The organism is Halorubrum halophilum (genome assembly GCF_000739595.1).
Lineage (GTDB): Archaea > Halobacteriota > Halobacteria > Halobacteriales > Haloferacaceae > Halorubrum > Halorubrum halophilum.
Map to the genome: position 1 here is coordinate 12,370 of NZ_BBJP01000015.1, position 19,815 is coordinate 32,184.

The window sequence follows — 19,815 nt, forward strand, 5'->3', positions numbered from 1 at the left end:
CAATGGGAGACGTCGCCGCCAAGATCAAGGTCATGCCGAACAGCCCCGACGTGGACCTCGACGACCTGCAGGACCGACTGGAGGAGTCGCTCCCGCAGGGCGCGAAGATCCGCGGGTTCCAGCGCGACGACGTCGCGTTCGGGCTCGTCGCCCTCCTTCCCACCGTCATCGTCCCCGACGGCGCGGGCGGTACCGAGGCCGTCGAAGAGGCGTTCAACGACGTCGACGGCGTCGAGTCGGTCGCCGTCGAGAACGTCGGTCGCCTCTAAGCGGCTTCGGTCTCGTCGTCGACGACGCGAAACGGCTTTTCCGCGTCTTACAGCCAACCATTCTTCGGCCGGAGAGAGCCGGCTGAACCGTCTAATTACTCGTTACGGGACGTGCTCGGAGATCCACGCCGCGAGGTCGTCGCCGGGAACGAATCCCTCCGCGCGGCGCGCGACCGGCTCGCCGTCGACGAACAGCACGAACAGCGGGACACTCCGCACGTCGAACCGCTCGACGAGCGGCGGATCGTCGCGGGGATTCACGAGCGCGGCCGCGATGTCGAGCTCGCGGGCGACGTTGCCGAGGACGGGCTCCATGCTCGCGCAGAGGCCGCAGCCGTCCGTGTAGAACTCGACGAGGGCGGCGTTCGCGTCGGCGACGAACGCGTCGAGCGCGTCTGCGTCCTCGAGAGATACCGGTCGTCGGACGTCCGCGGAGGCGCCGTCAGCGGACTCGGAGTTCTCTGATCCGGTCTTGGGTTTCATGCACACTATTGTCGTCGAACACTTATAAACATCGCGCCAGGACCGGGAGGGACTTCACTTTTCGAGAAGCCGCCGCAGCCGTCGGTGGACGATGTCGGCCGGCCACGAGGCCGTCGTCGTCTCGCGTGCGACGCCGAACGTCTCGACGGTCCGGCGGACCGGCGCGTCGGACGCGCCGCGCTGCTCCGCGAGGAACGCGTACGCGGCTATCTGCAGCTCGTACCGCCGTCGCGTCTCGGGAGTCGGCTCGGCCAAGGCGATCTTCACGTCGGTCACGAATCGCTCCCCGTCCGGATACTCGGCGACGAAGTCCGCCCGCCCGTGGATCTCGACCTCGAGATCGCCGACCTCGGCCAGCCCGTCCAGCGGGCGTTCGACGCCGATCTCGGTCGCCGGATCCGCGATCCGACCCCACAGGTCCGAGTCGAGGAAGTCGTCGAGGACAGTCTCGAAGAACGCGAACATCCCGTCGCGCTCGGCCTCGTCGACGGGTTTCGAAAGCGCATTCACGGCGTCGTCGAAGGCGGCGCGTACGTCCGGTCCCGTCGTCCGGATCGCCCGTTCGTCAACGCCGCGAACGACCAGCTCCGTGAGCGCGTCGTGGAGACACGTCCCCACCTCCTCGGGACCGAGCCGGTCGAATCGCAGCGGGAGATTCCCGGAGACCTCGTTCGTCGCCGTGTGTAACGGCTCGCCCAACAGGTGGGCGAGCGCGTATCGATCCGCGTCCTCCGTCAGCGGGTACATCGTGCTGGGGCTCAGGAACCGGGGGACCCACGAGTTGAGCCGGTCGCGCCGTGTCGGAGAGGCGGCGACGCGATCGCTTCCGGTTCGAGGCGTCGGGGCGTCGCGTCCGGCGAACAGATCCACGTCGTTGACGCCGATCTCGATCGGGTCTCGATTCGGGTCTCGGTTCGAGCCCGCGTCGAGCCGCAACTCGTAGGAGTCGGTGCCGTCGCGTGAGAACGCCAGCCCGTCGCGGACCGCGTCAAGCCACCGGTCCCGACACTGATCCCCTCCGGCGTCCGAGCGAGGCAGGGGGACGACGAGGTGGTCCCGGGCCCGCGTCAGCGCCACGTACAGCAGGCGCCACGCCTCGGCGCGCTCGTTTTCGGCCACGCGGCGGAGACGATCGGGACCGACGAGCGTGTTCGGGTCCACGGAGTCGGGCGGGGAGCCGGGCGCGGAATCGTCCGGAGAGCCCCGCCAGCGAGCCGTCGCCCAGCGGAGCCCGGCGTCGCGGCCCCACCCGTCTCCGGCGCCGTACAGCCCGCCGTCGAACGGGGGGACGGTGACGTCTTCGGGCACCTCCGTGTTCGTCGGCGGGGCGAGCCCCGCGATCTCCCCCTGCGCGACGAACCGACGAGCGTGGGGGCCGCGCGACCAGATATCGAATCCGGGGTCGGCGACGACGACCACGTCGTCCTGATCCCCTTTGGCGCGGTGAACCGTGCGGAACTCGACGTCGTAGGCGGCGCCGGCCGCGCTCGGCTGCGTCGGGCCGGCACCGGGGTCCTCACGGAACGGCTCCGCGAGGTCGATCAGCTCCGAGGGGGAGTAGTGACCGTCTCCCTCCCATTCGGAGAGCGTCTCGACGAGCGCGTCGAGGTTGGCGACTCGCTGGTCCGGATCGGTGTCGTCGACGCACCCGTTCGGGTCGGCCCGCAGCGCGAGCGCCTCGATCACGTCCTCGACGTAGACGCTCGCCGGAGTCCGGCCGAAAGCGTCCCTCCGGTCGCGGAGCCGGACGACCCCTCGGAGGACCCGTCGCTGCGCTTCCGTGAGGGTATCCGGGTCGTCGTTGAGCACCCGGTCGAGATCCCACGAGTGCGCCTCGAACGGGGACGGGTCGGAGGAGGCCGCATCGAACGCGTCCCGCAGCGGGGACTCGGTGAGGAGGTCAGCGGTACGTTCCGGTGATCCCGGCGCGATCAGCCACTCGCAGACGGCGAGGACCGTCTCGACGGCGGGGGAATCGAACAGCGCGTCGGTCGCGGTGCGGACGCGAAGTCCCTCGGCGGCGAACGCCGCCTCGTACTCGGGCATCCGCGTCCCGCGGCGGAACAGCACCGTGACGCCGAGCGGGTCGCCGTCTGCGTCGCGGAAGGTCCCGTCCGCGAGCCCCCGCGAGACGAGCGTCGCGAGCACGTTCGCCTCGCCGCCCTCTCCGTCGGGATTCGCCCACGTCGCGGATCCGGGGCGGCCGACGCCGGCGAACGCCGAGACGTGGACGGCGGGACCGTCGTCGTCTTCGTCGTTCTCGCCGCCGGTGACGCCCTCGCGGGCCGCGTCCAATCGCGGGTACGATGCGTCGAGGTCTCCCAGATCCCCGCGGGCCGGATCGTCGAACACCCGCTCGGCGATCGCGTTGATCCCCGCGGCGACGTCGGGCACGCACCGGTAGGTGGTGGTCGCCGTTCGGTTCTCGTGAGTGTCCCAGTCCACGCCGAGATACGTCCCCTCGGTCGTCGCGGCGGCGAACCACCGCGGGTCGGCGTGTCGCCACAGATAGATGCCCTGTAGCACGTCGCCGCAGGCGAAGACGCGCGACTCGATCGTCACGACGTGCGAGAGCGCGGCGTGCTGGACGGCAGACACGTCCTGCGCCTCGTCGATGACCAGACTCCGGATCCGTGACCGGTACGTTCGGCGGATCCGGTCGCAGTGCGAGTCGTCGACCGAGCGGAGCGGCTCCGGCAGGTCCGGTCGCTCGCTCGATCCGTCGAAGTACGCGTCCACGAGGTACGCGACGTCGGTGTGCGAGACCGCGCCGTACTCGCGGACGGCGTCTCGGTATCGGGCGCGGTACGCCGAGAGAACGGCACAGAAGTCGTCGATCCGCGTCTCCCACGCGTCGTACAGTTCGCGGTCGGCGTCGAGCAGGCGCGCTCGGTCCGACCCGGTCACCGCCTCGCGGACGCGGTCGGCGGCGCCGCCGTCGGGTTCGCGGTCATCGATTTCCTCGCCCTCGACGAACCGCTCGACCGACCGCGCGATGGCGTCGAACGAGTCGGGTTTCCCGTCCGGATATACCGAGTCGCGCGTCTTCGTGAGCTCCGACCGGAACGCCTCGGTCGAGAGGCGTCGATCGCGGCAGTACGTCAGCGCGTCCGCCAGCATCTCGTCGACGCCGTCGTCGTACTCGCCGTCGGGGTACGCGGCCTCGAGGTCGCGGAGCCGACGGGCGAGCTCCGAGTCGCCGCGGAGCGACTCGTAGCAGTCGCGGTGGACCCGTTTCAGGAGCGCGTCGTTCCCGACCGACGGCGTCTCGTCGAAGCCGACGTCGCCCGCGAACTCTCGGAAGATCCCGCGCAAGAACCCGTCGATGGTACCCGCGTAGGGCGCCTGTCGCACGCGCTGCTGGAGGTACCGAAGCTCCGCCTCGGAGACATCGGCCGCGACGGGGACGAGGCCGCCCTCGACGATCGCCCGCAACCGGTCGCAGATCGCCGGGACGATCTCGGCCGCCTCGTCGCGGTTGAACGAGACGACCGCGACGTGCTGCTCCGGGGTCGGGTCCCCGGCCGCGTATCGGCGGAGGACGTCCTCGGCGGCGATGTGGTGGGCGACGACCGACTTGCCGGCGCCCGGGACGCAGTCGAGGGTGAACAGCCCGGCGTCGGCCGCGAAGTACGCGTCCCTGATCGCCCGCTGTGCGCCTCGTAGCCTGAGGGGGTCGGCGTCGCCGTCGGCGCCGTCGTCAGTCATCGTCTCCCTCCGGTCTCTCATCCCTCTCCGCGGACTCTCCACCGACGATCTCCCGCAGCGCCGGCGGAAGCTCCCGTTCCGTCCCGACCAACCGCCGCCGAGACGATTCGGATATCCGCCGCGTCTCGATGTGGTCGAGCAAGGGGGAGCGAGCCACGTCGTCGCCGGCGGGGGTCCGCGTGTGTCGGGTGACGACGACGCATCGCTCCGCCACACGGAGCGTGTCCACGAACTGGTCGCGGTCGCGGCCGCCGACCCACGCCGGCTGCGGCGCGAGCGCTTCGGACGATCCCTCTCCCCGGAGGACCGCCTCCTGGAACTCCGGCGGCAACACGGACTGAGACGGGTTCGGCCACTCCTCGGCGGTCAGCCCGACGGCGATCACGTACGGTACCTCGAGCGTCCAGACGTCGTTCGCCTCGAAGACGTCGAGCGCGCGGGCGTTCGAGTGCTCCCGACGACCCGGGCGCTGCGTGGCGATCACGCCGGCGAGGTCGGCGACATCGCTCCACGAGCGCTCCAGCGTCCCTTCTTCGAGGCGGTCCGCGAACTTGTGCCGTAGCTGCCGGACGAGGGTGCGAACCCGCACGACTGCACGCGCGTCGGTCTCGGTGTCGAGCAGCGCCGGCGAGTCAGCGGCCTTCGTCTCCGGGAGCCCACGGTCGGCGTACCCCTCGACGGTCTCGCCGAGGAGCGCGGCGACCGACGCCGGCTCCGGCGCCGGCGCGGCGTCGAGCCACTCGAGGAACCGCCGGAACCGGTCGTCGACGCCGTCGGTCGATTCGATCACCTCGATCCACTCGGGGACCGATCGGGAGGCGGCCGGGAGGGCCTCGCGGGCTCGGTGTACCGCCCCGGGCTCGATGGGCCACTCCGTCGACTGCGGATCAGCGCCGTGGGAAGTCGCCGGCGACCACCGGAGTTCGAGCGGCCGCAGCAGCGTCTCGCGGTCCGCGGCCTCTCCGGCCAGCGCCTCACACACCGACTCGACGAGGGCGTACGGGCGGGTTCGGGTGACGCGGAGCTGCGTCCAGAACACGGGTGCGATCCCGTACTGGAGCGCCGCCCGGAACAGCGGCTCCTCGTACGGGTCGAGGTCGCGGACCGCGACGGCGAGGTCTCGGACCGGAACACCTGCCTCTCGGAGCGCGGCCGCGACCGCCATCGCGCCGCGCGCCTCGTCTCGGCGCGTCGGGGACGCGATCTCGATCACCGGGGCGTCGGGCGCGTCGATCGGCGCCGCGAGCGCGAGCCGGTCGGAACCGGTCATTCGAACGCCTCCGTTCCGGGGTCGGCGACGGCGAGGAGGTCGGGGATCCGGCGCCGAAGGAACTCCCCGCTTCCCTCTCGAAAGTGGACGTGGACCTCGACGGGCGTGGCGGCCAGCAGCGCGTTGACGAGATCGGTGTGCGGCGCCGACAGACTGGAGAGCCCGAGGAGCGTGAGCCGTTCGATATTCGGGTACGTATCCGCCCACACCGACCCGTCCGTCGCCGTGATCGACCGCGTCGCGCGGCGCACCAGCGCCGTCTCGGAGACGGCCTTCGCGGTCTGGTTCCGCAGTTCGCGTTCGATCCCGAATCCGGCGTCAAGGAGCGCCGCTGCCTCGTGGTCGATCGGAGCGTCGATCCCGCCGGCCGTCTCGGTCCAGGCCGCGATCCGCTCCGGGTGGAAGTTCGTGATCGCCTCCACTTCGGTTCGGATCTGCTCGATGTGCCGCGGATCGCGCGACGCGGTGCCCGTCGGAAGGGGGAGGTTCGTCGAGTCGTCAGCCGCTGCAGCGTCGAGGACCGACCGGATCAGCGAGAGGCGATCGACGCGGTCCACGGCCGCAGTCGATCGCTCCGCGGCCTCCAACACGCGGACGCAGATCCCGACCGGGTCCTCGAAGCGGAAGGCGTCCTTCGGCAGTCGGGCCTCTCGGAGCCTGCGCTGGACGTTGCGTTGATGGAGTTCGACCGGGGAGACGACGAGTTCGTTCGGGCGCGAGCGGGTGCGAGCCCGCTCGAACAGCCGCCTTTCGTCGCCGACGTGAAGCGTCAGCCGATCCGGGATCCCGTCGTCGTGTGTGCGCGTTCCTTCCATTGCTTGGAGTCGACCGCTCGTCAGCCCGGACGCTACGGCGTCCACCGCCGAACCGTTGTCGGTCGCTGCCGCCGACACAGTGAGAAGCGATCGCTTGGTGGAAAGCAGCGACCGCACCGATGACTCAATCGCTGGCGATTCGGTCGGTTTCGGCGGGGAGTTGGGGCGGTGCGTCGCCGTTCGATCGGCGACGTGTTTTTATACGTCCGGTGAGCGTGATACGCCAACACGATGCCACGCGAACAGTACCAAACGAAACTGGAGGGGCTCCGCGACGACGTGCTCTACATGAGCGAGCTCGTCGCCGAGCGGCTCCGCATGGGTCTCGACGCCTTAGAGCGACAGGACGCCGAACTGGGCGAGGAGGTCATCACCGGCGACGCCGAGATCAACGACCTGTACCTCGAACTGGAGGGGAAGTGTACGGACCTCATCGCGCTTCAGCAGCCGGTGGCGGGCGATCTGCGGTTCATCGCGGCCTCGTTCAAGATCATCACCGATCTCGAACGGATCGCCGACCTCGCGACGAATCTCGGCGAGTACGCCAAGCAGGCCGACCGGGAGGTGTTCCCCGACGTCGACGTCCAGCGCATCGGCGACGACACGCTGGCGATGCTCGACGACGCGATGGCCGCCTACGCCGAGTCGGACGCCGAGCGGTGTTTCGCGGTCGCCGAAGCCGACGACGATGTCGACGCCGCCTGCGAGGCCGCAAGCGAACTCGTCGTGCGCGACCTGATCGAGCGCGACGAGCTCCGCGAGGAGGCGGACGTGGAGGGGACGATGCGGAACGTCTCGCGGCTCCTGCTCACGATCCGCGACCTCGAACGCGTCGGCGACCACGCGGTCAACATCGCCGCGCGCTCGCTGTACATGATCGAGAACGACGACGAGCTGCTGTACTAATCGTCGTGAACACCTACACCACCGAGATCGACGTTCGCTTTCGCGACATCGACGCGATGGGCCACGTCAACAACGCCGTCTACGCGACGTACCTCGAGCAGGCGCGGACCACGTACTTCCGCGACGTGCTCGACGCCGACATCTCCGCGCTGGCGACGGTGTTGGCGTCGCTGTCGATCGACTTCCGGCGCCCGGTCGAGCTGACGGACGGGACCGTCACCGTCGAGATCGAGATCGACAAGCTCGGCACTACCAGCGTGACGATGACTCACGATATCCGTACCGGCGGCGAGGTCGTCGCCGAGGCGGAGGCGACGCTCGTGAGCCTCGATCCGGACTCCGGGAAGCCCGCGCCGATCTCGGACGAGCACCGGTCGGCCATCGAGTCGTACCACGGGATCTGACCGGCGGGGATCTGTCTGTCTACCCCGTCGCCCGACCCTCGCCGCTCACTGCCCCCAACCCGCGACACCCTACCTTCTTGCCGCCGCGCGCCGATCCGTCGAGTATGGCGATTCAGCTCTACGCCCTCGACGGGTGTCCCTACTGCGAGAAGGCGTCCGACGCGCTCGACGAGGCCGGCGTCGCGTACGAGACCGAGTGGGTCGACGCGCTCCACTCCGACCGCGACGAGGTGAAGCGGATCAGCGGCCAGCGCGGCGTCCCCGTCCTGATCGACGAGGAGCGCGGCGTAACGATGTCGGAGAGCGCAAACATCGTGGAGTACGTCGAGCGGAGCCTCGCATGACCATCTACACCGGCCGCGGCGACGAGGGCGACACCGACCTCCGAGACATGAGCCGGGTGTCGAAGGCGAGCCCCCGGATCGAGGGATACGGGACGGTCGACGAGGCGAACGCGCTGATCGGGACGGTGCGCCCGACCGGCCACGACGACCTCGACGACCTCCTTGAGACGGTGCAGAACCATCTCCACGTCGTGCAGGCGGACCTGGCGAACCCGGATCCCGACCCCGACGACCCCGCGATCGAAGATCGACACGTCGAGACGCTCGAAGACCACATCGATGCGCTCGACGAGGAGCTGGAGCCGCTGCGCTCGTTCGTCCTCCCCGGTGGCGGCGAGTCGGGCGCCCGGCTCCACCACGCCCGCACGGTGACCCGGCGGGCGGAGCGGCGGGTCGTCGAACTGGCGCGGTCGGAGCCGATCAACGAGACGGTCGTCACCTACCTCAACCGGCTCTCCGACCTGCTGTTCACGCTCGGCCGCGTCGCGAACGCGCGCGACGGCGAACCCGAGGAGTCGCCCTCGTACTGAGAGCCCTCTTCTCGCTTCTCACTTCTTCACCGCTGTCACCGAGATTTCGTCGTCCTTTCCGTGCGTAGCCGCGGGAATCCAGCGCTCCGGACCCGACGACGACGGCGGGATGGGGGCAATCTGTCCCCGGCGCACAGCCACAAAGGATATATCCGTCGCATCCCAAAGGACAGATATGAGCAAACACTTCGAAGACGCACGGTACTACCTCGGTCGCGCGACGGAACACGCGAAGGCGGGCGTGAAAGAGGAGTTAGAGCCGGTCGAGGCCCGAGTGAAAGACCTCGTCGGCATCGAGGAGGAAGAGCCGGAGGCCTCGCGGCTCGACCGGCTGCAGGCCGACCTGAAGAAGCTGGAAGAGCGCGCGGAGGGCGAGGCCCGCGAGGCGGTGGCGTCGGCGCGCAAGCGCGTCGCCGAGTACCGCGGTCACGACGCCGCCGCGAAGGCGGAGTAGGCGTCGGTCGCGGTCGGCCGCAGTCGGCCGAAGTCACCTGATCACCCGCCTGTCTCGTCTGATACTGACACTTTCTCGAACTCCCCGCTCTCCAGAGCGAATCGCTCGGCTGCGGGCACCACGGCGTACTCGATGCCCTCGCGCTCGAACAGCGCCCGCGCTCGTTCGATCCCCGCCTCGGCGTCGACGTCGGTCGCGCGGTAGTGCCGGATCGGGTGGCGGATCCACGAGGGCTCCCAGTGCGCGTACACGTCGGTCGTCTCGCGGTCCGGGCCGACGAACAACGCGAGGTGGAGCTGTCGGTCGCTCGCGAGCGCCCCCTCGGGATACCGGACCCAGCTCGCGACCGACGTTTCCGGGGGCGTCGCGTAGTCGCGGAACTTGAGCGACGAGACGAGGTTCCGGACGAACCCGAGTCGGTGGAGCCGCGCCTCGGCGATCGGGTAGGGCTCTCGGAGCGTGAACGCGTACTGGTCGCGGGGTGTCTCCCGCTCCGCGTAGAGCCCGATCGCCGACAGCGGGAGATGGAACAGGCTCGCCGCGTGCTGGCGGAGACGTTCGAGGAACCGGAGCTCGTGGGTCATGGCGGGCCGATTCGGGTGCTCGGCGAAAGAATCTTCGCCGTAAGGTAACTCTTAAGGCCAGCGGTCGGATACGTCGAGGCGAGCGGGTTGGTGGTCTAGCCAGGTTATGACGGCTCCTTCACACGGAGCAGGTCGGCGGTTCGAATCCGCCCCAACCCACTTCTGATTCCTCGCAACGACGAGCGATAGCGAGGAGTCCGTGGAATCGAAGTGGGTCAGGCGGATTCGAAGCAGGGAACGACGCGAGCGCCAGCGAGCGGAGTGACTGAGGTTCGAATCCGCCGGCTCTGTTGAAATCCTCTTCTGCAGATATTTTCCCGTCTGAAAGCCGGTCGCTGAGTAGTGCGTACTTGTCACTCCCAGCCGCTGATCTCACCCGAATACAGTAGATGTATGAGAACATATACAAATATTGACAACATAGATCCACCCGCATAACTGATTACGATTTCAATTGGTACGCTGACCCGGCCTGCAATGACCCAAACAACGACGGCAAAGGAAAGAATGGACAGAACTCTGCCGAGAAATTCGATTTCCCGGAACCACGATCCGACCCGTTCCCCGATCGGTGAATTGGCAATGGGCCCCATCAATACTAAACCGATAACGAACCCGAAAAGTAACCACCCCCATTTCACCTGCGGGTACCCTACGTTGATCGGCACCCAGACCAGAGCTAGAAGACTAATGAGAACATCTGTCCATGTCGGTGGATCTTCAGGGAACCATCTTCGCAGAACCATTATCTTTTGCACGTAGAAACAGGATCATAGTCCTTCTGGTCGGATGGCTGTGTTGAATCACCATACAGCAGCGGGGTAGGCCACTAAATCAAAGGAGTTGAAGCGGGAAGATTCGGTTGCCTATGACACAAATCTCCCGCTTCATCGGGGAAGTTGTGCCGGTTGCTCAAAGAGTTACTGGCGATGGAGGCGAATCCGCCGCCCCGGAAGGCGGCGGCGGATTCGCCGACTATGCACTCGTTTCCCTCCATTGTCTGCGAATTTACCTCGACACGTCCTACCGGATGACGATCGACTTACTCAAAGAGATGCCACAAATAACCGGGGAGATCGGCCTCAGCGCGGCCGATCTCCCCGCGCCGTCCACGTTGTGTAAGGCGTTCGACCGGATCAATATGAGCGTGTGTCGAGTGCTGCTGCGCCAGTCGGCGCAGCTGTACGATCTCTCTGAACACGCCGCGATCGACGCCACGTTCTACGACCGCTCACCAGCCAGCCGCCACTACTGCCAGCGAATCAGCTACCGCGTTCAGAAACTGAAAGTCACGAAACTCGTCGATACAGCGTCTCAAGCCGTCCTTGACGTTCACTGCTCAACGAATCGAAAAGGAAGCGACGCAGACCTTGCTGAGAAGATCGCCCGCCGGAACGCGGGCGATCTGCGGTCTCTTGCCGCCGATAAAGGCTATGACAAGCAATCGCTTCGTGAAGGATTACGCGACCTCGGGATCAGACCGCTGATCAAGCATCGTATCTTCGCACCGTACGACCACGCACACAACGCCAGAATCGACGATAACCGCTACAATCAGCGCTCTATGACTGAAACTGTGAACTCGGCTGTGAAGCGCTCGCTCGGCTTCGCCGTGCGAGCGCGCTCGTGGTTCCGTGAGTTCCGCGAGATCGCGCTGATGTGTGTCGTCTATAACATCAAGCGCTTCGTCAAACAGTGAATCTCTACGCCTTACAGCGATTCAACACAGCCGGTCGGATTGATATAGGGATTCCCTGTACTGACCGAAGCCGGGTCAGATTATATCACCGAACCGATTCATCAGGAAGGCCAATGATTATGATTTTCGCAGGAAGGCCGCCGAGTTTCTCAGAGGACATGAGATCGAACGAGATTGGAAAAAATACCGAGGTCTTGTTCCACCTCGATGCATTCAAACTCGAAGCTCAGTTCTGAAGCCGCCTCAGAAGTGGTATGTACCTACTCATCGCCAGTCGCCGTATCCGATCCGGCACCCGATGAACCAACACAAGACGTAATCCGGTGGCCCCGAGTGAGGGCGCATGGACGACACGCCGCTACACGAACGGATGGAGGCCTACGAGACCGTGGCGAGCGAGGCGGCGAAGGCGGGCAGGAAGCGCGACGAGACGGCGGCGGAGATCGGGAAACGACTGGCGGCGACGGTAACCGACGCCGTCGAGCGGGAGGGGGCGAACGTCGAGGCGACGGGGCGGTCCGCCGACGGACACCGGTATCGGTTCACGGCGCGGCTCGACCGGGCGGCGCTCGTCGCCGCGCTGACGGAGACGCTCCCCGACGGGTTCGTCGTCTCGCACGTCAACACCGACGGGACGCTCTCCGTGGAGTGGACCGGCGACGACCGGACCCCGTCGAAGCGCGAGCACGGCGCGATCCTGAAGGCCGTCATCGCCGAGGAGCTGGTGGTGGACGGCGACGGGCTCATCGAGTCGGTGCCGACGCGCGATCGGGTGCTCGCGCGGGCGGTCGAACTCGGCGTCGACGAGGACGACGCAGCCTCGCGGCTGAGTCGGCTGGCGACGCTGGAGGTCGTGGACCTCGACGACGGGTACGTCTACCCGGACGACAACTTCTCGCGGTACTGAACGCGCTCTTCACGCCTCCCGTTCGAACTCCGGATCGAACAGCCGCGCCGACATCGGCGTCGGGTCGCCGTCGGTGAGGTTGTACGCCGAGAAGTCGGTGACGCCAGCCTCGCGGAGCAGGTCCTCGTCGTAGAAGCTGTTGCCCGTGCACTCGGACGGGTCACGCGCGAGGATTTCGAGCACCGCGTCGGAGACGACCTCCGGCGTGCGCCAGTCGTCTTCGGTCCCGAGCCCGAAGTAGCGGGTCGCACGGGTGTCGATGGTCGTCACCGGCCAGAACGTGTTACAGCCGACGGCGTCGCCCGCCAGCTCCTCGGCCAGCGAGAGCGTGATGAACGACATCCCGAGCTTCGACCACGCGTACGGCGCCTTCCCCGGCGAGCGGTCGGTCGTGACCGGCGGCGAGTTCGACAGCAGCCACGCCCCGTCCTGCTCCGCGAGGTGGTCGGCGAACGCGTGCGCGACGAGGTGGGTCCCGCGGACGTTCACGTCGGTCAGCAGGTCGAACCGGTTGGCCGGCAGGTCGGCGATATTGGCGAGCTGGATGGCGCTCGCGTTGTTGATGACGATGTCCACCTCGCCGAAGTGGTCGATCGCCTCCTCGACGACCGCCTCGACGCGGGCCTCGTCGCGGAGGTCGAGTTCGAGCGCGAGCGCCTCGGCCCCGCGGTCGCGCACCTCGCGGGCCGTCTGCTCGATCGATCCCTCGAGGTCGGAGTCGTCGTCGTCGGTCGTCTTGCCCGTCGAGACAATGTTACAGCCGCGGTCGGCGAGCGCGAGCGCGAGCCGCTTACCGATGCCGCGGGTCGTTCCGGTGATGAACGCCGTCGAGTCCGAGAGGTCGGGGTCCGCAAGTGCCATGCCCGCAGTTCGGCCGGCGGAGAGATAATTCTCGGTGTCCGGGTCGTCGTTCGAGCGCGTTCCGTCGCGAGATCTACGCCGTCGAGACCCGCCACGTCGTCGCGCCGGTGTACGACCACTTCTCGATCTCGAGGTCCTGCAGGGAGTCCTGGAGCTGCACGATCAGCGCGCCGATCTCCTTCGGCGAGAGCCCCACGTCGTCGGCGATGAACTTCGCCTTGAAGTACGTCTCGCCGTCGGCCGCCTCCTCCCGGAGGAACGCGGCGAGTCGGTCGGCCTTGGAGGCGGTCGATTCGTCGGACTGCTCGGTCGTCTGCGAGGGAGATTGGGTAGTACTCATGCGTGGGAGGGGGTGTCGTCGGCGGAGGCGTTGTGCTCGTGACCGATCAGGACGCAGGCCATGTGGACGGCGACCAGCGCGAGCGCGCTCCACGTCTCGAAGCCCATCGCGCCGTACGCGGCGGGGACGTACGCGAGGGGGAGGACGACCGCCGCCCAGAACGCCGCGCCGCGAACGGCCACGATCGCTTTGTTCCGGCAGGCGGTCGACACGCTGGACCCGATCTGAATCGGCGCCCGGATCGATGAGGGGGACGTTTGGCTTGACATGGGGAACACCGTCTTCGCTCGACGCGTGGAGCGCCGGTAGCATATAAGGGGAAGAGCGTTGCCGCGTCTTCAGCCGGATTAACGATTTCTCCGGTGAGTTTCACACCGTTCACCGATTTCACTGACTGTTCAAAACTCGTTCAGAGATAGTTAGAATATTTATGACTGTCTCTAATCCATTACTATCTGATTTCGCTAGCAGGCGAGCAAACGGGGCAGCTCCCGCCACACCCCGTCTCCGAGACCCGTTCATCGCGAGCGACCTGTCGCGCGCGATCAGATTCTTACTCGTCGGCCGAGCGGATCCGGTCCGCGATCCCCGCGGCGGTCCTATACTCGGCGTCCGAGTACCGATGACGCGGACGTGCGAGAGCGTCGTCGATTCGTACGCGTCGATCGCCTCGCAGACGCACCGAGCACACCGGCGACGCCGCTCCCCATCTGCAGGCCGGTCCCGGCGGCGTTCACGAGCGCGTCCGCGCGCTGTGCGGCGGTATCGCCCCGATCGACGGTGAACTCCATGGATCGATCGCAGACGGCCGAGAAAATAACGTTCACCCAGCGCTGCGATCACTCGCGGACGGCCCGACTGCGAGTCGCCTCGCTACTCGTCGTCTTTGGCCGCCTTCTCGACCTTTTCGTCGACGGTCTTCTCGACGGTTTCCTCGACTTTCTCGTCGACCTTTTGATCGACCTTTTCGTCGACGGTCTTCTCAACCGTCTCTTCGACCGTTTTTTCGACCGTCTCTTCGACGGTCTTCTCGACGGTTTCCTCGACTTTCTCGCCCACCGTCTTCTCGACGGTCTCGCCCACCGTCTCCTCGACTTTCCCCGTCACTTCCTCGCTGACGGTGTCACTGACGTCGTCGGCGACCCCGCTTACCTCTTTGTTGACGGTGTCACCGACGGTCTTTTCGACCGTCTCCTCGACCTTGTCACCGACAGTTTCCTCGACCGTCTTCTCGACCTCCTTACTGACCGTGTCGCCGACCGTCTTCTCGACCTCCTTGTTGACGGTCTCGCCCACGCTCTTCTCGACCTCCTTGTTGACGGTTTCACCGACGCTCTTCTCCACCTCCTTGCCGACCTGATCGGCGACCTCGCGGGTCATCCAGTCCGGGTCGAACCGGGCCATCTTCCAGACGACGTGGACGACGTAGGAGGCGAACACACCGATCCCGAACGCGACGCCGATGTCGGTCCCGTTGAGCGTCGCGATGAGCACGATCGATAAGGCGATCAGCGCGCCGTAGGCGATGTCGGTGAGCGCGTCGACGCGGGCCGGGCTCACCATCGCCGATCCGCCTCCGCGACCGCGACGCATTCGGGATTCGCTCCGCCCCTGCTGACTGCCCGTCGGCTCCACGTGGTGGTCATCATACACACTCTTTCCTCGCTGGCGGGCTAAAACTCCCGCTTCGCGACGGCGGCGGTCGCGCGACCGGCTCCCGCGGCGCGCGGAGCGCGGTTCTTTTGTGGCGGATGGCCGAACGCGGGGTATGGACATCGAGGAGGGCGGTCTCACCGTCTCCGTTCCGGAGGCCCGCGACGGGGCCAGCGAGGGCACCGGCGGCGGGGTCTTCTTCAATCCCACGCAGGAACTGAACCGCGACATCACCGTCGCGGTGCTGCGCGCGTACCGCGACCGGGAGCCACGAGCGGCGTCGTACCTCGACGCGATGGCGGCCTCGGGGATCCGGGGTGTCCGTGCCGCCGCCGAGGGGTACGACGTCACCTGCGCCGACGTGGACCCCGACGCGGTCGACCTCGCGGGCGAGAACCTCGCCGCCAACGATCTGGACGGCGAGACCGCCCACCGCGACGTCAACGCCCTGCTGTACGACGACGGCCCGTTCGATGTCGTCGATCTGGACCCGTACGGGACGCCGATTCCCTTCGCGGACGCCGCGCTGGCGAACGCGCGCAACCTCGTCTGCGTCACCGCGACCGATACCGCGCCGCTGTGTGGCGCCCACCTGAACAGCGGGATCCGCAAGTACGGCGCGGTCCCGCGCAACACCGATTATCACCCCGAGATGGGGCTCCGGACGCTCATCTCCGCGCTGGTCCGGACCGCCGCGCGCTACGACAAGGCGGCCCGACCGATCGTCTCGCACGTCTCGCGCCACTACGCGCGGACCTACCTCGAACTGGAGTCGGGCGCGCAAGTGGCCGACGGCTGCATCGACGAACTCGGCTACGTCGACAACTGCGAGGACTGCCTCTGGCGCGAGCCGACCCGCGGGCTGATCGCGAACCCCGTCGACGCTTGTCCCGCCTGCGGGAGCGACCGCGTGCTCACCGCCGGCCCGCTCTGGCTCGGCGCGGTCGCGGACGCGGAGTTCACGCGGGCGGTCCGCGAGCGCGTCACCGACGACATGGGCGAGGCGAAGCGCGCCCGGAAGCTCCTCGGAACCGTCGCGAGAGAGCTCGACACCCCCACGCACTACGACCAGCACCGCCTGTACAAGGAGTGGGGCGAGCCCGCCATCGGGATGGACGACTTCGTCGAGCGCCTGCGCGGGGCCGGCTACGAGGCGAGCCGCGCGCACTACCGCGGTACGGCGGTCAAGAGCACGGCCTCGATCCCCGAGATGCGAGCGGCGGTCCTCGGCGAGGACGGGGCCTGACGCCTCCGCTTCGGCTCCCTTCTCCTCGCCTCACCGATCCGAATCCGCTCGCATCCGCCCCGTTTTTTGTCGCCGTCGTCCGAATCCGCGAGCGTGTCCCGCCACTCGACCACCGTGCTCGGCACCGCCCGCCGCGTCGTCGACGTCGCGCTGGACCGGCAGGTGACGTTTCTCGCCGCCGCCATCGCCTACTACGCGTTCGTCTCGCTGATCCCCGCGCTCCTCCTGCTCGTGGTCGTCGCGACCGCCGTCTTCGGCGAAGCGATCGCCACCGAGCTGGTGGCGGCGGCCGGTGGGTTCCTCACTCCCGCCGGGGAGGAGGCCGTCGTCGGGGCAATCTCCTCCGCCGGCGGCCGGACCGGCGCGAGCGTGCTCGGGCTGGCGGTGTTGCTCTGGTCGACGCTGAAGGTGTTCCGCGGGCTCGACACGGCCTTCGTCGAGCTGTACGGCGGCGAGGGGTCGCCGGACTTCCTCAAGCAGGTCACCGACGCCGCGTCGGTCGTCCTCGGCGTCGGCATCGGCATCGGCGTGATGGTCGCCGTCGGCGCGTTCGTCGCGGCCGCGGACGCGGTCCCGCTCGTGGAGGCCGCGAGCGTCCTCGCGCTGCCCGCCTTCCTCGCCGTCGTCTTCCTCCCGATGTACTACCTCCTGCCGCAGCCCGCGATCGGGGTCCGAGAGGCGCTCCCCGGAGCCGTCTTCGCCGCCGTCGGCTGGACGCTGCTGCAGGCCGGGTTTCAGGTGTACGCCGCGAGCGCCGGACAGTACCAGGTGTACGGCGTGATCGGCGGAATCCTCCTGCTCGTCACGTGGCTGTACCTCGCCGCCGTCGTGGTCGTTGTCGGCGGCGTCGTCAACGTCGTGCTCGCGGGACGGGGCGGCGGGATCGCCGCGCCCGGCGACCGCGGCGACAGCGATGACCGCGGCGGCCGCGGCGACCACAGCGACCACGCCGCCCGCGACGACCACGAGACGGACCGGCAGTTACAACACGACCGCGACCGACTCACGGGTATGAACGGTGAGTCGGACGGCGCGGGCGACGCCGGCGACGACGAACGCCCGGCGGGGGCGCCGGACGTGGCGGCGCTAGAGGAAGAGGTGAGCCGGCTGCGGGCGGAGTTCGACGCGTTCGAGGACGACGTCGAGCGACGCACCGTCGACAAGCCGGCCGTCGAGTCGGAGCTGAAGCGGTACGTCCGATCGCGGATGCGGCGCGGCCACGCCCGCGGCTGGGGGCCGTACCTAGTGCTGTTGTACGGCACGGTGCTGATTCTCGGCGCGTTCTCCTTCCTCGACGGGCTCTACGCCATCGCCGCGATGCTCATCCTCGGACTGTCGACGCTGGGGCTGTACACGCTCTTCATCGTCGTCGGCATCGGCCTCAACCTGCTCGAAACGCCCGGGAAGGCGATCGATTACGCCCGCGACCGAGGCGGGGACTAATCGAGTGATGGACGCGTGACTGCACTCGTCGCCGCGGAGCGTGGCATCGGCGAGACCGCTCTCGTCGACGCGCTCCCCGAGTTCGTCGTCGTCGTTTTCGCGGCCGTCACCCACCTCGCCGACCCGTGGTTCCTGTTCGGGCTGCTCGCGGTCGGCTACTGGTTCGCGAGCGACCGGTTCGCGGCCGCGCCGCGACGCGCCGGGGCGACGGCGATCGCGGCCGTCACCTGCGCGTACGCCGCCACGGCGCTCGGGAAGGCGTGGTTCGCGGTCCCCCGCCCGCCCGGCGCGGTCGGTCCCGCAGACGTGCCGACGTGGCTCCCCGGCCTGCTGTCGGCGTGGTACGAGGCGCAGGTGCTCTCCGACGGCTTCGGCTTCCCGAGCGGCCACGCCACCGGGGGTGCGGCGGCGTACCTCGCGCTGGCGCTCGTGTACGACCGGGCGGGGACCGCACGGAAGCGGCTCGCCGCCGCCGTCGCGGTCGCGGTCGCGGTCGCCGCGTCGCGAGTCGTCATCGAGGTCCACTACCTCGTCGACGTGCTCGCGGGGCTGGCCGTCGGGAGCGGCGTCGTGATCGGCGCGCTGTGGCTCGCTGGCGACCCCCGGATCCGGCGGAGCGGAAGGAGATACGACTCCCGCGGCGCCACCGCCGCGCTCGATCCCACGCTACCGTTCCTGCTGGCGGCGGTCGTCTCGACCGGTGCACTGGCCGTCGCCGTCGCGGGCGGGCACACCGGCGAGGTGGTCGAGGCGGGGATCGGGATCGCCACCGGCGCCGGCGGCGCGATCGGCTGGCGATTCGTCGACGGCGACGAGCCCGCGGTCCCCGTCCGAATCGCGGTCCCCGCGCTCGCCGTCACCGGCGCGCTCTGGGTGGGCGCGTACGCCCTCGCGGGGACGCTCGCGGTCACGCTGGCCGCGACGACCGCCGCCGTGGTCGCCGTCGTCGCGCTCCCCGCGCTGCCGGAGCGGATCGAGGGGTTGTCGGGAACTCGAGACTGAGCGGGTTTCGCCGGGTGACCGCCGTGGACACCTCTTGATCGATAGCGGGAGTAGGTACTGCAGATCGGTGGTGCAAGAGCGTATTTAAAAAGACATGAGCGACTGCGACGATCGCTTATAAAATAACGAGGCGGTGGCGCGTGCCTGCGAGGCCGCTTCGCGGCCGAGCAGAGAGGGACCGAAGGTCCCTCTGGCAGCCGGCGCGGAGCGCCGGCGACAGCACCGCGCGAGGGAGTCGGCCGGCGCTTATAAGCGCCGGCCGACGAGGCTGGGGAGGCGTGAGGCTGCGATCCCGTGAGCGACCGAAGGGAGCGAGCGGGAGCACGGAAGTCGCAGCGCCGAGCGCAGCGAGGCGACCGTCTTCCGGCGGTGCGGTTGCGGCGCGGGTGGGACTCAAAGGGGCAGCCGCGAGGGCGAAGACGGGCGACGCAAGGACCGCAAGGAGGGAGCGAAAGCGACCGGCTGAGAACCGCAGCGAGCCCATCGAGCCGTCGCGGCTGGGGCTTTGAAGGTGTTCACCGCAGAGGAATCGATCGCGTATAAACAGCCGACAGCAACACCACTCGTTTACTTATAAACAACCATCCGATCGATCTGCAGTACATACTCCCGCAATCGATCGTTCGTCGAGTTCACGCGCTCGTCGGAGCCAGACCTCCAACACTCGAAAAATACGTGGAAAGCGAAACCGGACGAGGCGAGAAGGCAGAAAGGTAGTTGGATAGCGTGACCAGGATTCACCGGTTAGTGATGCCTCTCATCCTGATCTGAGTTCTTGCCCACCGAGGATGGACTGGAGCTGTTCAGGTGGATCAAGTCCTCGCCGTTTCCACGTCGCTAACATGGTTGTGATCGTCTCGTGAATCTGGACCCCTTCGGTTTCATTTGTTCATTATT

General features: G+C 67.8%; 21 protein-coding genes, 1 tRNA gene and 1 pseudogene. 12 read left to right on the forward strand and 11 right to left on the reverse strand.

The genetic code is table 11. The annotated features are described in order from the left end of the window. Window positions 1–2: 2 nt before the first annotated feature. The gene (locus ACP96_RS06145; protein ID WP_050032656.1) at window positions 3–269 is read left to right on the forward strand and encodes an elongation factor 1-beta; all 267 of its coding nucleotides are present in this window, start codon (window positions 3–5) and stop codon (window positions 267–269) included. Between the two features lie 102 nt (window positions 270–371). Here the strand turns inward: ACP96_RS06145 and ACP96_RS06150 are convergent, their stop codons facing one another. Genes ACP96_RS06150 through ACP96_RS06165 form a run of 4 tightly spaced genes read right to left on the reverse strand, consistent with a single transcriptional unit; the run spans window position 372 to window position 6,545 of the window. After that, window positions 372–752 carry a thioredoxin family protein gene (locus ACP96_RS06150; RefSeq protein WP_050032657.1) on the reverse strand — a complete coding sequence of 127 codons (381 nt, stop codon included), beginning with the start codon at window positions 750–752 and terminating at the stop codon, window positions 372–374. A gap of 54 nt (window positions 753–806) precedes the next feature. Next, window positions 807–4,460 carry a UvrD-helicase domain-containing protein gene (locus ACP96_RS06155; protein WP_050032679.1) on the reverse strand — a complete coding sequence of 1,218 codons (3,654 nt, stop codon included), beginning with the start codon at window positions 4,458–4,460 and terminating at the stop codon, window positions 807–809. Continuing rightward, window positions 4,453–5,730, reverse strand: coding sequence for a hypothetical protein (locus tag ACP96_RS06160; protein ID WP_050032658.1), 1,278 nt, complete (start codon window positions 5,728–5,730; stop codon window positions 4,453–4,455). Before ACP96_RS06160 ends, ACP96_RS06155 begins: the two co-directional genes overlap by 8 nt. Continuing rightward, on the reverse strand, window positions 5,727–6,545 hold the full coding sequence (locus ACP96_RS06165; protein WP_050032659.1) for a hypothetical protein: 819 nt from the start codon (window positions 6,543–6,545) through the stop codon (window positions 5,727–5,729). Before ACP96_RS06165 ends, ACP96_RS06160 begins: the two co-directional genes overlap by 4 nt. A 231-nt stretch (window positions 6,546–6,776) precedes the next feature. On the opposite strand from ACP96_RS06165, the gene phoU reads away from it, so the two are divergent. The 5 genes from phoU (at window position 6,777) to ACP96_RS06190 (ending at window position 9,183) form a co-directional block, all read left to right on the forward strand. Then, a complete protein-coding gene (phoU, locus tag ACP96_RS06170; protein WP_050025788.1) occupies window positions 6,777–7,451 on the forward strand; it encodes a phosphate signaling complex protein PhoU in 675 nt (224 codons plus the stop codon). Between the two features lie 5 nt (window positions 7,452–7,456). Beyond that, window positions 7,457–7,855, forward strand: coding sequence for an acyl-CoA thioesterase (locus ACP96_RS06175; protein WP_050032661.1), 399 nt, complete (start codon window positions 7,457–7,459; stop codon window positions 7,853–7,855). Between the two features lie 104 nt (window positions 7,856–7,959). Next, on the forward strand, window positions 7,960–8,199 hold the full coding sequence (locus ACP96_RS06180; protein ID WP_050025786.1) for a glutaredoxin family protein: 240 nt from the start codon (window positions 7,960–7,962) through the stop codon (window positions 8,197–8,199). Continuing rightward, window positions 8,196–8,729, forward strand: coding sequence for a cob(I)yrinic acid a,c-diamide adenosyltransferase (locus ACP96_RS06185; RefSeq protein ID WP_050032662.1), 534 nt, complete (start codon window positions 8,196–8,198; stop codon window positions 8,727–8,729). The genes ACP96_RS06180 and ACP96_RS06185 overlap by 4 nt, the downstream gene beginning before the upstream one ends. Window positions 8,730–8,904: 175 nt before the next feature. After that, window positions 8,905–9,183 (forward strand): DUF7553 family protein, encoded by a 279-nt coding sequence (locus tag ACP96_RS06190; RefSeq protein WP_050032663.1) that lies wholly within the window; start codon window positions 8,905–8,907, stop codon window positions 9,181–9,183. Between the two features lie 41 nt (window positions 9,184–9,224). Here the strand turns inward: ACP96_RS06190 and ACP96_RS06195 are convergent, their stop codons facing one another. Beyond that, window positions 9,225–9,767: a hypothetical protein gene (locus ACP96_RS06195; RefSeq protein WP_050032664.1), complete on the reverse strand. Its 543-nt coding sequence runs from the start codon at window positions 9,765–9,767 to the stop codon at window positions 9,225–9,227. 84 nt (window positions 9,768–9,851) lie between these two features. Between ACP96_RS06195 and ACP96_RS06200 the strand changes: the two genes are divergently transcribed. After that, window positions 9,852–9,926: transfer RNA gene (locus ACP96_RS06200), tRNA-Val, on the forward strand. Window positions 9,927–10,120: 194 nt separating this feature from the next. On the opposite strand, the gene ACP96_RS18525 is transcribed toward ACP96_RS06200, so the two are convergent. Continuing rightward, the gene (locus ACP96_RS18525) at window positions 10,121–10,513 is read right to left on the reverse strand and encodes a hypothetical protein (protein ID WP_154020410.1); all 393 of its coding nucleotides are present in this window, start codon (window positions 10,511–10,513) and stop codon (window positions 10,121–10,123) included. Between the two features lie 122 nt (window positions 10,514–10,635). Between ACP96_RS18525 and ACP96_RS06210 the strand changes: the two genes are divergently transcribed. Continuing rightward, window positions 10,636–11,466 (forward strand): IS5 family transposase, encoded by an 831-nt coding sequence (locus tag ACP96_RS06210; protein ID WP_050032666.1) that lies wholly within the window; start codon window positions 10,636–10,638, stop codon window positions 11,464–11,466. A gap of 343 nt (window positions 11,467–11,809) precedes the next feature. Continuing rightward, entirely contained in the window at window positions 11,810–12,373 is a 564-nt protein-coding gene (locus ACP96_RS06215) for a hypothetical protein (RefSeq protein WP_050032667.1), read from the forward strand. Window positions 12,374–12,382: 9 nt separating this feature from the next. Here ACP96_RS06215 and ACP96_RS06220 read toward each other — a convergent pair whose 3' ends face one another. From ACP96_RS06220 to ACP96_RS06240, 5 genes and pseudogenes are all read right to left on the reverse strand, one after another. Then, a complete protein-coding gene (locus tag ACP96_RS06220) occupies window positions 12,383–13,234 on the reverse strand; it encodes an SDR family oxidoreductase (RefSeq protein WP_050032668.1) in 852 nt (283 codons plus the stop codon). Window positions 13,235–13,307: 73 nt separating this feature from the next. Beyond that, window positions 13,308–13,574 carry a DUF7123 family protein gene (locus ACP96_RS06225; RefSeq protein ID WP_050032670.1) on the reverse strand — a complete coding sequence of 89 codons (267 nt, stop codon included), beginning with the start codon at window positions 13,572–13,574 and terminating at the stop codon, window positions 13,308–13,310. Further along, window positions 13,571–13,843, reverse strand: coding sequence for a hypothetical protein (locus ACP96_RS06230; protein WP_050032680.1), 273 nt, complete (start codon window positions 13,841–13,843; stop codon window positions 13,571–13,573). The genes ACP96_RS06225 and ACP96_RS06230 overlap by 4 nt, the downstream gene beginning before the upstream one ends. 402 nt (window positions 13,844–14,245) lie before the next feature. After that, window positions 14,246–14,365: pseudogene (locus ACP96_RS17575) on the reverse strand (macro domain-containing protein); the annotation flags it as partial. A gap of 82 nt (window positions 14,366–14,447) precedes the next feature. Further along, the gene (locus tag ACP96_RS06240) at window positions 14,448–15,137 is read right to left on the reverse strand and encodes a hypothetical protein (RefSeq protein WP_050032672.1); all 690 of its coding nucleotides are present in this window, start codon (window positions 15,135–15,137) and stop codon (window positions 14,448–14,450) included. A 205-nt stretch (window positions 15,138–15,342) separates the two neighbouring features. On the opposite strand from ACP96_RS06240, the gene ACP96_RS06245 reads away from it, so the two are divergent. From ACP96_RS06245 to ACP96_RS06255, 3 genes are all read left to right on the forward strand, one after another. Further along, window positions 15,343–16,473 (forward strand): tRNA (guanine(26)-N(2))-dimethyltransferase, encoded by a 1,131-nt coding sequence (locus ACP96_RS06245; RefSeq protein ID WP_050032674.1) that lies wholly within the window; start codon window positions 15,343–15,345, stop codon window positions 16,471–16,473. Window positions 16,474–16,566: 93 nt separating this feature from the next. Further along, on the forward strand, window positions 16,567–17,916 hold the full coding sequence (locus tag ACP96_RS06250) for a YihY/virulence factor BrkB family protein (RefSeq protein ID WP_050032675.1): 1,350 nt from the start codon (window positions 16,567–16,569) through the stop codon (window positions 17,914–17,916). A gap of 15 nt (window positions 17,917–17,931) precedes the next feature. Then, window positions 17,932–18,918 carry a phosphatase PAP2 family protein gene (locus tag ACP96_RS06255; RefSeq protein WP_050032676.1) on the forward strand — a complete coding sequence of 329 codons (987 nt, stop codon included), beginning with the start codon at window positions 17,932–17,934 and terminating at the stop codon, window positions 18,916–18,918. The last annotated feature ends 897 nt before the right edge of the window (window positions 18,919–19,815 follow it).